14 protein-coding genes are annotated in these 14,925 nt (G+C 33.8%); 10 read left to right on the top strand and 4 right to left on the bottom strand.

The features are described 5' to 3' along the window. Positions 1–26 precede the first annotated feature (26 nt). The 4 genes from MHI40_RS22875 to MHI40_RS22860 all read left to right on the top strand — a co-directional run bounded on the left by MHI40_RS22875 (position 27) and on the right by MHI40_RS22860 (position 3,131). Positions 27–506: a YjdJ family protein gene (locus MHI40_RS22875; protein ID WP_340765921.1), complete on the top strand. Its 480-nt coding sequence runs from the start codon at positions 27–29 to the stop codon at positions 504–506. An 821-nt stretch (positions 507–1,327) separates the two neighbouring features. Further along, entirely contained in the window at positions 1,328–1,597 is a 270-nt protein-coding gene (locus MHI40_RS22870; protein WP_340765919.1) for a hypothetical protein, read from the top strand. A gap of 586 nt (positions 1,598–2,183) precedes the next feature. Continuing rightward, positions 2,184–2,681 (top strand): hypothetical protein, encoded by a 498-nt coding sequence (locus tag MHI40_RS22865; RefSeq protein ID WP_340765917.1) that lies wholly within the window; start codon positions 2,184–2,186, stop codon positions 2,679–2,681. A 24-nt stretch (positions 2,682–2,705) separates the two neighbouring features. Beyond that, on the top strand, positions 2,706–3,131 hold the full coding sequence (locus tag MHI40_RS22860; protein WP_340765916.1) for a hypothetical protein: 426 nt from the start codon (positions 2,706–2,708) through the stop codon (positions 3,129–3,131). A gap of 769 nt (positions 3,132–3,900) precedes the next feature. On the opposite strand, the gene MHI40_RS22855 is transcribed toward MHI40_RS22860, so the two are convergent. Beyond that, positions 3,901–5,124: an IS110 family transposase gene (locus tag MHI40_RS22855; protein ID WP_340765914.1), complete on the bottom strand. Its 1,224-nt coding sequence runs from the start codon at positions 5,122–5,124 to the stop codon at positions 3,901–3,903. Positions 5,125–5,812: 688 nt separating this feature from the next. Between MHI40_RS22855 and MHI40_RS22850 the strand changes: the two genes are divergently transcribed. Continuing rightward, on the top strand, positions 5,813–6,136 hold the full coding sequence (locus tag MHI40_RS22850; protein ID WP_340765913.1) for an antibiotic biosynthesis monooxygenase family protein: 324 nt from the start codon (positions 5,813–5,815) through the stop codon (positions 6,134–6,136). 327 nt (positions 6,137–6,463) lie between these two features. Here MHI40_RS22850 and MHI40_RS22845 read toward each other — a convergent pair whose 3' ends face one another. From MHI40_RS22845 to MHI40_RS22835, 3 genes are read right to left on the bottom strand one after another with little or no spacing between them, the layout of a single operon-like run. Beyond that, positions 6,464–7,591: a Ger(x)C family spore germination protein gene (locus tag MHI40_RS22845; RefSeq protein WP_142540008.1), complete on the bottom strand. Its 1,128-nt coding sequence runs from the start codon at positions 7,589–7,591 to the stop codon at positions 6,464–6,466. Next, the gene (locus MHI40_RS22840) at positions 7,588–9,045 is read right to left on the bottom strand and encodes a spore germination protein (protein ID WP_340765907.1); all 1,458 of its coding nucleotides are present in this window, start codon (positions 9,043–9,045) and stop codon (positions 7,588–7,590) included. The genes MHI40_RS22845 and MHI40_RS22840 overlap by 4 nt, the downstream gene beginning before the upstream one ends. Continuing rightward, positions 9,038–10,126: a GerAB/ArcD/ProY family transporter gene (locus MHI40_RS22835; protein WP_340765905.1), complete on the bottom strand. Its 1,089-nt coding sequence runs from the start codon at positions 10,124–10,126 to the stop codon at positions 9,038–9,040. The genes MHI40_RS22840 and MHI40_RS22835 overlap by 8 nt, the downstream gene beginning before the upstream one ends. A gap of 433 nt (positions 10,127–10,559) precedes the next feature. Between MHI40_RS22835 and MHI40_RS22830 the strand changes: the two genes are divergently transcribed. From MHI40_RS22830 to MHI40_RS22810, 5 genes are all read left to right on the top strand, one after another. Further along, positions 10,560–10,988 carry a DUF3139 domain-containing protein gene (locus MHI40_RS22830; protein WP_340765903.1) on the top strand — a complete coding sequence of 143 codons (429 nt, stop codon included), beginning with the start codon at positions 10,560–10,562 and terminating at the stop codon, positions 10,986–10,988. Between the two features lie 40 nt (positions 10,989–11,028). Beyond that, positions 11,029–11,721, top strand: a complete 693-nt coding sequence (locus MHI40_RS22825; RefSeq protein ID WP_340765901.1) for a hypothetical protein — start codon at positions 11,029–11,031, stop codon at positions 11,719–11,721. Positions 11,722–11,986: 265 nt separating this feature from the next. Next, positions 11,987–12,196: a hypothetical protein gene (locus MHI40_RS22820; RefSeq protein ID WP_340765899.1), complete on the top strand. Its 210-nt coding sequence runs from the start codon at positions 11,987–11,989 to the stop codon at positions 12,194–12,196. Between the two features lie 386 nt (positions 12,197–12,582). Next, entirely contained in the window at positions 12,583–14,442 is a 1,860-nt protein-coding gene (locus MHI40_RS22815) for a DEAD/DEAH box helicase (protein ID WP_340765897.1), read from the top strand. After that, the gene (locus MHI40_RS22810) at positions 14,429–14,872 is read left to right on the top strand and encodes a hypothetical protein (RefSeq protein ID WP_340765895.1); all 444 of its coding nucleotides are present in this window, start codon (positions 14,429–14,431) and stop codon (positions 14,870–14,872) included. Before MHI40_RS22815 ends, MHI40_RS22810 begins: the two co-directional genes overlap by 14 nt. The last annotated feature ends 53 nt before the right edge of the window (positions 14,873–14,925 follow it).

The following is a 14,925-nucleotide window of genomic DNA, read 5'->3' as shown; positions in this document are numbered from 1 at the left end:
GATAGAGTTTACTAGGAGGACGGCAAATGTTTAAGTATGTGTTGCAATTTATCGTTGGAATCTTTACTTTAGTGGTATCAACATTTATAGCTTGGTATGAAGGTAGTACAATAACCAATAATTCTTTGGAATGGGGGTATTCAATACCATTTACCAAATTATTTAACATTGAGATTACGAATGGTCGTGATATTAGTCAACTTGATTATTTTGTTTATGCAGCTAAATTTCACCCACTATTTCCCGCTATTATGGTAGTTAGTGCATTCTATATTTTGAGTGTAGTTGGTTATCTTCTTATAAAAAGTAAGTCTAAATGGACTACAGGATTTTGGGGATTATTAAGTTGTATTATGTTATTACTTAGTGGTTTTATTTTTAATTCACTAACCAATGGAGGAAGGATTTTATTCTGGATTGCTTTAGTAAGTGGACTTATTAGTATAGCTGTTGCAATGTTCGCGGGCTTAAGAAATTTCAAGAACAAGGTGACCGTTGAATTATAACAATGCGAAGAGTTTCACTTAAACTAACGGGTGCTTGTGCGGCCGAGCCTAGGTCGTATCATATAGCGGGTGGGATTCCCGTCGAGAAAGAACTAGCCATTCACTCGTAGCGAGTCTTGGAGGGCTAATAGTAACATTAGCCTTTAAGCGTAGACAGTTAGGTGGCGGGCCGAAAGCCAACTGGTTGAAGGGATTGAGCTCCATAATGTTAGTAAATCGAGAGGGCTGATGCTTTAAGCACGGCAGAAAGCTATATTTTATCCATCGTTAAAGGCAAGAAGGATAAAACCTCTCTGGAGTCAGAGACCTTGGCACGTCACACATCGATATGATACGGCAACTCGGGAGGCCCTACCGGTCTTTTCTTTTTATAGAAGAGTATGGTGTACAAGCGATAATAAGTGAGGAAACCAAATGCCGTTGTAGGGAGTCGGATAGCAGCGTAGTACCAATGAAGTTGGGTAATGCCGATGGAGGAAAGGCTGCTACCAAATGATCACCCTCACTAGGGACACATTTACTACACACAGCGGTAGAAATAATAAATGTAAACTAAACTATTGAGGATAGCAGAATCACCATTTTGTGAAGGATGATTTGGAGGAGCCGTGTGCGTAAATAGCGCAAGCACGGTTCTGTGAGGGGGGTGGAACACAATCTACCGTTAGGTAGAGAGGTTCCCTTCTACTCGACTACATAAGAAAGAATGATGTTTTTTGTTATTGAATTAACGCTGTTGGTTATTCAAATGAAAGGGGTGTAAAACAATTACTGGTATATTCCTTGGAATTTCAGTGCTAGTTATGGGGTTTAGCCACCTAATGAAGAAGGACTATTTTTTACCTGAAAAAACTAGAGTTATTTTAGGCGAGGAAAAGTTTCAATCTTATCAGAGAGGGTTAATTTTTCCTTATTTATTTTTAGGAACGTTAATGATTTGTATGACAATAGTTGAGATGAAGAAAATTCTTCAATCATCAACATTTATCGCTTTATATCTTATATTATTAATTATTCCTATTATAATGTTTATCGCAAACAACAAAAAAAACACTGGTCGTTATTGGTTTTGGGTTAATGGCTTCAAGTAAAGTGGAAATATAAAATATATTTCTATTTCAACTAACGAGGCAGTTTAGTAAAAGAAGGATTTTTCTTCCAAATATCGAATAATAATGTAGATATCCCTCATAAACAATGGAGAACTGAAAATAAAGACAGCCAAAATCGTTATTTCCAGAGGCTGGAGAAAGTCGAATGGAACAATTCCAGACTGGTGAAAGAAGATGTCGAGGAAGAGATCAAGAACCTCAAACAGCAGCAAGGCAAGGAAATGGTCATCCTCGGCAGTCCTAGGTTCGCACACTACCTAAATGAAGCTTGATTTAATAGATGAGTATAAAATTAAGGTTTCTCCCGCCCTGATCGGTAGCGGGGTATTCCAAAATCTCAAGTAGAAGATCAATCTTAAACTTATCAAAACAAGATATTTATATGGAAAGAATTCTGCAAGGTTAACTACTTCTGTGGTCTACAGTCATCCCTATAGATTTTAGTGTATTGGATAAAACTAAATATAACATAATAAAACATAAAAGGTTTTAAATGGATTAAATGTATGATAAAGTAAAAAAGGTTCTTTAAATTACTACATAATAAAAAAGGTGGATCTTGAGAATGTTTAATTCAAAAAAAGTAATAGCTATGGTATTATCTTTTGTAATGATGTTAGGATTTACAACAAGTGCGTTTGCTTCTACACCAGAAGTAAATATTGATACAATTCCTACGACAGAAAATGCAAACAACCTACAAAATATTCAAAGTGATAGTACTGTTGAAGTAAATGACGAAACTATGCAGCCACTAGGTCTTAAAAAGTTTTTTGCAGAAGAAGCGATTAAAGGAATATCAAAAGGTCTTAAAGCAGGTGCTAATAACAAATGGGTTAAAAAAGCTATTACTGATTATTTTGATGCAAAAACAGCTAAAGTTTTTAAAACAAATTTAGTTGAAATTTCATATGTTTTAGATGACGCAGTAAGATACAGTCAGCTTAGTGAAGAATGGATAGAAGATGGTATCTATAGTTTAATTTATGGATATACGAAGAATCACGGAGTTTCTCATGCTATTGCAGATGGTGTAACTGGACTTATTAGTGTTTTCCTTTAAGAATATGCACTGAGGTGAAAAAAGTTGGATGAAAAGCAAGAATATATCATTAAAATTGAAGAATTAGAGGGTAAAGTTTTATCTTTAGAACGTAGTTTAAAGCGTCTCTCTAGCTTAGTAGAACCTAATTTAGAATACCCATACTGGCATAAACTTCTTTCTTTAGGCATTTTTGAAGAGGATAAAAAGAAACTTGAATACATTATGTCCTATCTAACAAGCCGTTTACATCAAGAACAAGACTCTATAAAGAGAGATAAGGATTTTCCGCTTGAATTGTTTGAAACAGATTTGCCGACTTTAAATCAAACAATTACCATAATTTCATCTACTTTAAATATTAGATATGAAGGTATAATTCAAGAAGTCCTTCTAACTATGTATCAACAAAGTATGTTCGAAGATTTAATTAGTTTTTTATATCCAGAAGAAACAAAAAATATTATATAAAAGATATAATTAAAATTACTATTTAATGCCAAAAATGGAGGCGCATCAAACAAAACAAGATTTATTTTGTTTGATACTGCCTTTATCCATTTTTGGGGTAAATCAAATTATTTAAAAAGCTAGGATTTAAAGAACCTATGAATAAAAAGAAGACAATATTGGCTATTTCAATATTGTTTTCTTTTATTATAATGTTTTTATTATAAATAGGAGGCATTATTAAACAGCATCACTCATAACTAGAATGGGGTAGCTTTATAATTAGATGTGGGTTAGCTACAGGAAAAATTGTAATTAACGCAAAAAACTAAATCGGTCCAAATCCTTATATGATAGGGTTTTGGCTGTTTTTTATTTTCTCTTAAGGATCTAGGAAAGAAGGATTAACGCAAAAACGGCAGAAATTCGAGCAAATTTAAGGATTATATGAAGAAATTGATGTTTTGAACGAGTTGACCCAAAAGAAAAGGGTTTGAGAGAACGGATGAAATATATAGGTCCGTTGATTCTGAAATGAAGGAATTAACGCTCTTTTTGTTGAACTTATTATACTAATGGATCAAAATACAATGAAATTAATTATAGAAAGACCTATAAATAGGTGGTAATTAGAAACCATTTGTGCTGGTAGTTTGTGAAACATTTCACTTAAACTCCCATGAAAATTAAAATCTTCGATTTATAGAAAAAGGCAATACGAAATCGGACGCAGCTCAATAATTTTTAAAAAAAGTGCAGCGCCTAAATGAGAATTAAATTATGGGTTGGACTAGGAGGCATTTGGTTCAGTGATTGTAACGTTGTAACCTAAGTTTTCAAGTCTTCGAACAGAATATCGTACAATCGATTGTTCTTTTTGTTTGTCAAAGTAATCTTCCCCTAAGTCTACGTACATTTCTTTGCGTGTTAGGAGATAATAGCTGATTCTTAAAATGGCATGAGCGACTGATATCCCTGCACGCTTTTTACCCTTTCTTGATGCAGTACGCCTATACAGGGCTCCCAAGTAGGTTTTGGATCCTCTAACAGAATGAGCTGCTTCAATTAATGCCGATTTCAAGTACTTGTTTCCTTTTTTCATGTTGGTTGATTTCCTCTTGCCCGCACTTTCATTATGTCCAGGTACTAATCCTGCCCAGGAACATAAGTGCGCCGAACTGGGAAATTGCTTCTCCACATCTGTACCGACTTCGGCTAAGATTTGTTCGGCCATTCGAGTGGCGATGCCAGGAATGGAATCCAATCGTTCTATATCTTCTTGATGGGAGGATAACCTAGTAGCAACCTCTTCGTTTAATAGCTCAATCTGCTCAGTTAGAAATTCTATATGGACCAGAATGGTTTTTAACATGAGACGTTGATGTGGATTGATATACCCTCGAAGAGCTAGCTCCAGTTCACTCTTTTTCTTCTTCATTGATCGGCGGGCAAAGCTAGCTAATTTCTCAGGATCATTTTCGCCATCGGCGATAGCACGGAGCATATCAAGAGACGAAACACCCATGATGTCGGAGACAACGGAACCGAGTTTGATATTCGCTCCTTCTAAAACCTTTTGAATCCGATTATGTTGTCTCGCACGCTCTTCAATAATACTTCGACGGTATCGAACTAACTCTCTTAATTCCCGCTGATTTCGGTCTGGAATAAAACTTGCTTTAAGTAGACCGTGACGAAGAAGTTTGGCAATCCATTCTGCATCTTTTACATCGGTCTTACGACCTGGTACTGCTTTCATATGTTGAGCGTTCACTACTAAAAACTCAATGCTCTCGGCTTCTAGCAAGTTGACAATAGGCTTCCAAAATACACCTGTACTTTCCATTGCTACGTGAGTACAATCATGCTCCTTAATCCAGTCAATTAACTGTAATAGAAAAACAGTTTTAGTGGAAAACGTTTGAATCTCCTTTCCTTTTGGGGTAATAATACAAGCAGTAATGGAATCCTTATGGACATCCATTCCACAAGCACGTTCAATGATTACTTCCATTGTAATCATCCTTTCTACGGCAAATAGTATTGGAGGCTGGTGCAATAACCAGAGTAGGATTAATCTCCCATGAGTGCTTCCCGTAATGGAGCGACAGTCTGTGATGCACCGTGGTCGTTGGAGTCAGACTAACGGATGGGCTCTATGGCACCATAGTTCATCGACCTTCCTCTCCCAGCCGTAGTATCCTATACCCAGGTTTTCACATTTTCATTCTCTGTGGTGTAGCGCTGATTTTGCGCTACATGGATGGCTAACGGGGCAGTTTAGTTGAAGAAGGTGGAGCAGGTTTTTGGCTTCATGAAAGACTATCGGGGAAGGTTAGTTGAATAAGATAAGAGGGAGTTTTAATGTTGATTGACAAAAAAGATGTAACATTTGTACTGTTTTTGAATGGATTATTTCTGTAGCAGTTCCTTCCTTTAAATTGAGTCAGATTGAAAAGGCTCTTATTGTTATTACTTCATTATTTTTAAAAGCTAAAGTATTAAAGCTAACTTTCTTTTAAAATTAAATCCTCTCTATGTTGTTTCAGGTAGGGTTTAAATACCACTTAACATGTCTATAATATATAAGCTAGAATAGATTTCTTTTTGGGAAAAACCTGAATATCTTAGCTCTAGTTATGTTCAAATATCAAAACGTACTCAGCGATATTTTCAGACTAAATGTAAGGAGGAATTACTTTATGTTTATAGCAAATACGGCTACCCCATATTATGCAGTTATTTTTACCTCTCAAAGAACCGAAGAGGATAAAAAAAATTACATGAAAACAGCTGAATTGATGATTGAATTTGCCTCAAAACAAGAGGGGTTTCTAGGAGTAGATAGGACCTGCGATTTAGAGGGATTAGAAATAACCGTATCCTACTGGGTCTCTTTAGAAGCCATTAAGCAATGGAAAGAAAATGATTCTCACAGAAAGGTTAAAGAAAAAGGTAAACAGGATTGGTATTCTTCTTACTCAACTAGGATTTGTAAAGTTGAAAGAGAATATTCAAACATTTAAAAGGATTTGCTTCATGTATAAACATGAAGCTTTTTTTGTAGGTATGATTTGATTTGTCTATAATGGTAAAGAGTCAAATCGTTATTTGTAATTAATAATGGAAATTTAATAATGAATCGTCTTAGAATATATGACTGTATTTAGAAGTGGTTTTTTTAACTTTCTTATATATTTTAAATACATTCACTTTTTAAACTTTGCTAAATCTTTCTTATTTTTCTGCTGCTAGATTTTACAGTCTTATGGTAAAAAAATAAAAAGAGACAACGTGCCATAAGAATTAATTTTAATTCTTGAATTGGATTGGGTGTTTCTTAGCATCCATTTTTATTCATATGCCCCCTTGCTCTTCAAAATGAAGTTGACAGTAATTTTGTTTAAGGAATCTGCAGTTAATGGATAGTCATTTAATTGTTCGGGTTTTATCCTATCATGAAAAAGTACATTTTTCAGATTATAGACATCTGCATCTTTATCAATACCTTTTAGATAGGTTGTTCTAATTTCTTTTTCTATCTGTTTTGATACTAACTCTTGAATTTTTTTTAGAGACAATTGGTCTTCCAAATCTATTAAAGTACCTTCAGCTTCAACATTTATATTAAAGTGAAAATCATTTCCTTTTCTAATCAAATCAACTTTTGCAGATGGTTTCATTATTCTTACTGTACCTTTTATTTCATCCCCTATGACAATATCAACTGGTGTGCTTTGAGTTTGAGTTTGTGTCCATCTGAGGCCAGCAATCTCCTCATAAGATAACCACTCCTTATATGTTCCATTGCTAACTGGAAACGCACCATTTATTTGTAATACTTTTTTTGATTTTGGTTCTTCAACCGATTGCTTCCAGTCTGTTTCATTAATAGTTAGAGAAGGTAGCAAGGCAGTTCCCCCTGGTTCTTTATACTCAGAGATAAACCTATGCATACGCATCGGTTCAATATATGAATAAATTTTATACATATCGTTTGGTTTATACAAAATCGTATATAATGGAGGCAATTGAAAGAAACCTGTAGTACTAAGTATTTCTTCGATGGATTCCGTTGTTCCAAACATCCATGGAGTATAACGAAAATCACCGTGTTTTATTAAGGATTGCTCCACGTTCTCTATTCCTTTTTTTAAAACGGACTCTGAATAGATAATTGCTCCTACATGTGACCAGTTCACCTGTTGTTGTGTTGTTCGATATAAATTATAGACAGCATCATTTATATTTTTACCTGATGATTTACCGATGTACAAAGTAGCGGGTTGTGAGACTTTACTGACTTCTTGCTTAGCTACATTAGAAAAATCAAGCATTTGTACATAAATAATATAGTTTTCATCTTTATAGTCAATTCCTAATGTAGTAATATAATCTACTTCACCAATTTCTTTCTCATCCCAACATCCTGTTAGGAATAATAAGATGAAGCATATTATTAAAATTTTTGATTGTTTCATTTTTTTCCATCCCCCTGTCTGTCCTTATCAATAGGGTTAAGTATTGATGCACGTTCATTCTGTTTAACTACAGGTCGCTTAAGAACTGATTTAAAGAAATCTCTTTTCACAAACGGAGATACTGGACTTAAATAAGGCAATCCAAATGATTCGAGTTTAGCGAGATAACCAAGAACTGCATAAAGGCTTATGAAAAACCCAAACATTCCAAAGACTGATGAAAGAAGTATAGAAGAAAATCTCAAAATGGAAACAGTTCCATATATCGCCTGGTTCCCAAGGGTGAAAGTTGCAACTGTCGTAAGCGAAGAGATTACCAACATGGTTGGAGAAGTGATTCCAGCTTGAATTGCAGCATTACCCACGATCAGCCCACCAACAACCGCAACAGTTTGTCCAACTGCTTTAGGCAGTCGAACACCCGCTTCACGAAACAGTTCAAATAATATGAGCATTAATAGCATTTCAAAGGTTGCATTAAACGGGATACCTAGTCTAGATGAAGCTACTGAAGCTAGTAATGGAAATGGAATTTGATCTGCATTAAAAGATGATAAAGCCACCCAGAAAGATGGAAGAAAAAGAGCTATTATAAGTCCAAACAATCTAAGAATCAATTCAAAGGTTCCATAGTAATAAGGAGTATGTTCATCCTCAGCAGTTTTAAGTAATAATCCGAGATTAGCTGGACCTAAAAGCACATTCGGAGAATTATCCATAAAAATAGCAAATCTTCCTACAGCTAAACTACTGACAACACCATCAGGACGAGATGTTGCTTTTAATAAAGGAAAAAGTGAATAATTGTTGTCACCAAGAATCCCTAATAATTGATTGTCGCCATTTAAGAAATCGATATCAATATTATTCAATCGATCAGTAACTTCTTTAATCATTTTTTTATTTTGTATATCCGTTAGATAGACTAGTTTTACTTGCGTTTGACTTCTTTCACCTATAACAAAGGTAGTCGTAACAAGGGATTTCGATTTAATTCGTTTCCGAACTAATGCAATGTTTGTACCAATGTCTTCGACAAAAGCATCCCTCGGTCCTCGAACGGATACTTCCGAATTGGATTCTTCTATGGAACGCTTTGGTGGATTGGGTATATTAAAGAAATAGATGGTTTCCGCTATTACAATCACTGTAAATCCATTAAATACTTTTTCTAGCAGAGTTACATCAACTTCCTCTTCCTTTTTAGACCAATGCATTTGCTTTGAAGAATTTAAGTGTTCTATCCCTTTAAGACCATTGTTATAGTACTTATTTTGAATATCCGGGAGGATATAATTTAATAAAACATTATTATCAATTAAACCATTGCAGTATATAACTAGCATAGCTTGCTTCTCTTTAGGACTAAATAGATATTGCTTCTCGATGGTTATATCCGACGAATTATTGAAGAGACTAGTTAAATATTCTTCATTTGTTTGTTCATTATTCAACCTGGGTACTCCTCCTGTTCTTGGAAAATTTAATTAATAATGCAATAAAGAGAGTAATAAACACCCCAATTACACTGGAGATAATATAATAATAACGACTTAAAAAGATTAAAAAATCCTCATTTGATATAGGAGCTATAATGACCAGTAGATAAATGATACAAATAAATACTTGTATATTAACGCGCTGCTTTTTCTTTTTAATGTCAAAGACTTCTGTAATTAAATACAAAATAATTGCTAAATGAATAAAATTACCAGATGTCCATTGATAAATCGATAAAAAATCTAGATGATTAAAATATGTTCCAATCCCCAAGATTCTCCATTGAAAGAAAGAGGGATATCTAAGTTTTGATGCTTCTTCTACACCAAATATTGCAATTGTGCCAAGCAGTGGTCCAACCGTCAATATGGCCAAAAATGTAGTAAGAACAATAAAATGTTTGAATTTTAATTTTTGTGTAACTTGGTGCTGAAGAATTATTATTAAAAAAATTTCGATTATTGAACTAAAGACAATGAATGCACCATGAAATACCTCTTGCCATCCATTCTCCACAAGTACCGGGGTAACAAGATGGTAATTTTTATCAGGAATAGTGCCAATTGCTACAAATATGCCGAATATTAAAACAAATGGAAGTAAGACACCTGCACAAATGGCAATGACATTTAGTTTTTCATATGAAATGTAGAGGGAGCAAGCTAACAAAAACAGAGCTATAAAAATAGTAGGTGTATTGAACAAAAATGTTTCTTCAGTCCACATAACTGTTTCTTTTAAGGTAATCCAACCTGTTATTAGGAGGTAAACTACTATAAAAATAGCTATAATCCGACTTAGCAATGGAGAATACTTGGATGATAACCATTCAAATAGAGATACCGATTGGAAGTGCCTTGTTACGTAGAGCAATAACAGTGAAAAGACAAGGATAAATGCATAACCAATAATAACGCTGATCCATGCATCACGACCTGAAGCGTTAATTAATATAGGAGTAACGATTACATGATTGCTTAAACCAGTACCTAACAGGATGATAGTGAAGAGCTGTGAAATGGTGATCTTTGTCATTTGATATCCTCCAGTAGGGTAATATTATCATGCTACTACTATCGCCAAACTTTCTTTATTCTAAAAGTAAACTCTACGAGGTTATTGTGAAGCAGAGTTGGCTGAGAAGATCAATTTAGTGCATTAGCTGTGATGGAATTATTAAAAATAAATCGAAAGCCATTGGATAACCACCTTATATAGGAGATGAATGGTACGGATTGGTGAATCTAACAATTTTGTAGTATTAAACTTAAAGCGAATGAGATTACATTAGATTAGAATGGAATGAATTCACAGACGATGTTTAGTTTATTGGAGGGGAGAATCAGGATTAACATACTTTCTAAAACTTCATACTCAACTAACGGGTGCTTTAGCAGAAAAGGGCTGTCAGTAGACAGCTCTTTATTCTTTTTGAAATAACGACGCAGATTAGTTTAAGAAGGAAATAATGAATGTAACGAAGAATGGTACAAGACAAGAGGTGTATTTGTGTTTAAAAAACGGTGGTGAGATTTTGGGTAAGAAAGTAATAATAATTTTAGTCATACTTATTGTGATTATTTTTGTGGTTTTCTTTAGAGCACATCTAAAAATAGAAAATACTAAAACTGAATATGAAAAGAGAGTGACTAGTTATCTAGTGGATGAAAAGGGATATGAGAAAAAAGATATTAAATCTGTTAATGGAATATATGGAATAAAAAGTCCTCCTTTTTATGTAATAGTAGTTTTTGAAGATGAACCTTATGCTCAATATTTCTATTTTGCACATGATGGAGTTAAACAATATGATTATAGTCTCTCAAATGAGGCGTGGGAGAAAGGTATTATCGATGAAACCAAATTAAAAAATTGGGATCCTCATAGATATTATTGATAAATATATATATATTAACAGTTATAGAGGGAGGTTTAGAATGAAAAGATGCCTATGGATATTTGTTTTTATATTTTTTATAACCGGATGCCAATCAAATGAAAATAAAGATTTGAAACCACCTCAACCGACTATAACAGTTGATAATCAAGAAATTTCTTATGCAATGGGGACATATTCTTGGTCGGAAAATGGAGAAGTTGTTAATGCTGACTCGGCATCCCCTGCTGGACTTGTAGAAAAGGTGAAGGTGAATGAAGTTCCAATCGGGAAAACAATTTCAATTAACTTTGACAACAAACCTTCTTATATCGAAATTGGTATTTGGGAAAACAATGGCGTGAATCTTAAAAGTTCTAATACCCATGAATTTAGATTACCAGAGCAAGAAGGCGAATTCATTTTTGTCATTCACGCAAGTTGGGATGAAGGTGATGAATCTTTTGAGGTGACTTTTATAAATGACCAGAATTCTGAAAATCATTATAAAATAGATATACGACCTATTAAGTACGGAATTCCTATACGAGAGAAATATGTGTTAAAAACCTTTGAATTAAATAATGGGAATGAAGCCACTTATATGACTATTTCGGGTTTTAACGTGCTTGTCTTCGAAAGAGAAAATTGGCAGTACGCATTAAACATAGATAAAAGAGTTTCGGATAAAGTGACCTCTGAAATATTAGTTGATATCGCTAATTCAATTGATTATCCGACTGAACAACAATAGTTTGTTATTCAACTAACAGGTGCTTTACTTCAAAAAGGAGTAAAGCCTTTTTTCTTATTGAACTAACGCAGCAGGTTAGTTCAATAACTATGATAAGATTGATAGTAAAAAGTTGGTGATTATTCGATGAGTTGGAATTGGAATGAGACCTCAATTAACCTCCCTTACACTTTTGATAACTTAAAGGAATTGTTAAATAACATTTGCAAAAAAAGAAAACAAGTTCTCTCAATACGAGTTTGCAAAGTGGTGTGATAACCTGACAATGGCTTTTGAAGACGTTGATGATAAGACTGAAGATTTGAATGATAGAGATGAATTAGCATTCGTTATTGCACGAGAGATAGAATGTCAATGGGATTTATATTTAATCAATACTTATTCAGTTAAAGAATTGCGAACTTTAGACTTATCTCAAGTTTCCTTGCCACAAGAATGGTTACTTAAATGGTTGAAGGAATTGAATAGTTTATAGGGTGATAAGTTAACCTTCTTGTTCAACTAACGGGTGCTTTACTTCAAGAAGGGGTAATGCACTTTTTCTTATTGAAAATAAGCAGAAAAAACTAGGAAAGAAATACTAACTATTCATTTTAGTTATAGTATAATAGTTTTGGAGTATTCTGAATTTTTGGGGGTTGAAGAAAATAGCTAGACAAAGTAAGAAGGCCCGTTATGAAATTCGACCAGTAGAAAAAGATACTGAAAAGACTAATAGGCTTGGAGAAACCACCTAATGGAACCTAAGCCCCAATTCTTTTTAGAAAAACTGATTTTCCAGAAGGCTAATTGCAGAGTGAGAGAAATATAAGGAAGATTACACTAGGTTATATAATCACAAAAAGAATAGAGGGATTTTTTATGAATTATTTTTTCGATACTAATGTATTTATTGAGGGCAATGAAAATTTAAGAAAACCTCAAATACAAGCTTATTTAAAAATCCAGTCCTTTTTCAACCAACCTGATGCAATGCGTGAAGCACTAGTTGTTCTTCCAACTGGGACTGGAAAGAGTGGGTTAATAGCTATTGCGCCTTATGGAGTATCAAAAAAGAGAGTGTTGATCATTACACCAAATCACGTTACCAATAATAGCATTGCAAAGACAGTTGAGGCACTTGAAGATAATTTTTGGATTAATATGAATGTCATATTTAGTATTGAAGATAATCCAATAATTATTCGTTACGAAAAAGATGTTTTACAAAGCGAACTTAATAGCGCTCATTTTGTATACACAAACGTGCAAAAACTAACTGGAGCAAACTCTCTAATGAATCGAGTACAGCCGGACCATTTCGATTTTATTATAATTGATGAAGCTCATCATGCCCCAGCTTCTACATGGCAAAAAGCAATTAGTTATTTTAATGATGCAAAAATATTACATGTAACTGGAACTCCATATCGAGGTGATAGTGTAATAGTTCCAGGGAATAGAATACATGAAACAAAGTTATCAGAGGTAATGGAGCAAGGGTATGTAAAATGGTTGAGAAACAGAACTATCTCAAATGAAAAAATAAGCTTTACATTAGAAGACGGCACAGTCTTGACCTTAGATGAAGCTAAGGAAATTAAGGAAGATTCATGGGTTCAAAGGAATGTTGCAATGTCTGATGACTGTTCATTGGAAGTTATCCGAAAAAGTATTGAAGAATTAAAAAAATTTAAATCTATATCTCCAAGTGTACCTCACAAGATAATGGCTTCTGCCTGTAGTATCAGACATGCTGAGATAATAAAATCATTATATGAAGCTGAGGGTATGACTGCAGTTTTAATTCATAGTAAAATGGATCCAGCTCTGCAAGATAAACTGTTTAGGGATATTGAAAATCACAAATGTGATGTGGTTATTAATGTGGACAAAATGGGAGAAGGTTATGATCATAAGTATCTTACCATTGCTGCTTTATTTAGACCTTACAAGAGCTTAAATAAATTTGCTCAAGTTATCGGTCGGGTTTTAAGAGCAATTCCAGAACAAGAAATAACAAAACATGAAATTGATAACAACGCTCTTGTTATTTATCATGAAGAACTAGGACTTGATGTTCTTTGGGACTACTTTAAAAACGAGTTAGAAGATATCGGGAAATATAAAAAAGTTAAGGAAATAGATTTTTCTGACGATGATCCCGAAAAACGAGAAACGCTTTATGCTGCTGTGAGTATCAATGGTGAAACAAATGAGGTAGATGGCTCTTATAGTTTTAACCTCGACTTCAATAAGAAATTCGGAGAAGCAGAAGAGCAGATCAGAAGAGATAGGGCGAAAACCAGGGAAGAACTTGAGAATATTGGTCTAGATGATGAAACTATTGATGAAACTCTGAATAATCTTGCTCGCAAAAAAAGACGTGAGATTACATCTGAACTTAAGGCTATATACAATGAAAAAAGACCATTAGAAAGAAGAAAAGAAATCAAGCGAATCTTGAATGGTAATGTGCGACTTATTTCAATTGAACTTCTAGATGAATATAACATTGACCCTAAAGGTCTGAACTTATATAGTATCTTTAAGAGGTATTTACCTAAATACACAAAAGACACTACAAAAAATGATGGAGTGTTAGTTATCTATATTAATACAAAATTAAAAATCAAGTTTGCTGGTCGTGAACTAATGGAGATCAGCGATCTGGTTAGTGCTCAAAATCACTTGCCAGAAATTGAAGAAGAGGTAGGGAGAATTCTAAATGGAATCAGTTGAAAATTTACTGACGAAATTAATCAATCTAGAACTAAATGAAGGGGTAACACCACTTGAATTAGCAAGCAACATTCATAGTGATGATTATTCCGAGGTGAAAATTAAAAAGAAATTCAATCAGATTTATTGTCACGTTTTTTTTCAAGACAAAGAAATGTTTGGCGATGAAATTATAACATTGGAGCAAATTTATGTTTACGATTCCAAATTTAAGCTACAAGAAATTCAATTAAAGAATAAAAAAAACATGCAAACACTATGGTGCAGGCAGTTGGAAATAAAAGAGATACTATATCAAATTTCCGACCTTTGTATTCAAAATAAAGATATATCTATGCTTCAAAAAATACTTAACAATTTACCTGAAACTATAATAAAAATTGCTGAAGAGACATTCGAGCAATCTTTAGTAGGCATGGCTAGAGCATAAAATTAGGCTTTCTGGTGTTCACAGAATGTCGCCAAAAGGCCATCCGAATAGCA

This window comes from Psychrobacillus sp. FSL H8-0510, from assembly GCF_038008345.1.
In the GTDB taxonomy this organism is placed as follows: domain Bacteria; phylum Bacillota; class Bacilli; order Bacillales_A; family Planococcaceae; genus Psychrobacillus; species Psychrobacillus psychrotolerans.
This window is presented reverse-complemented; position numbering and strand designations above follow the sequence as displayed.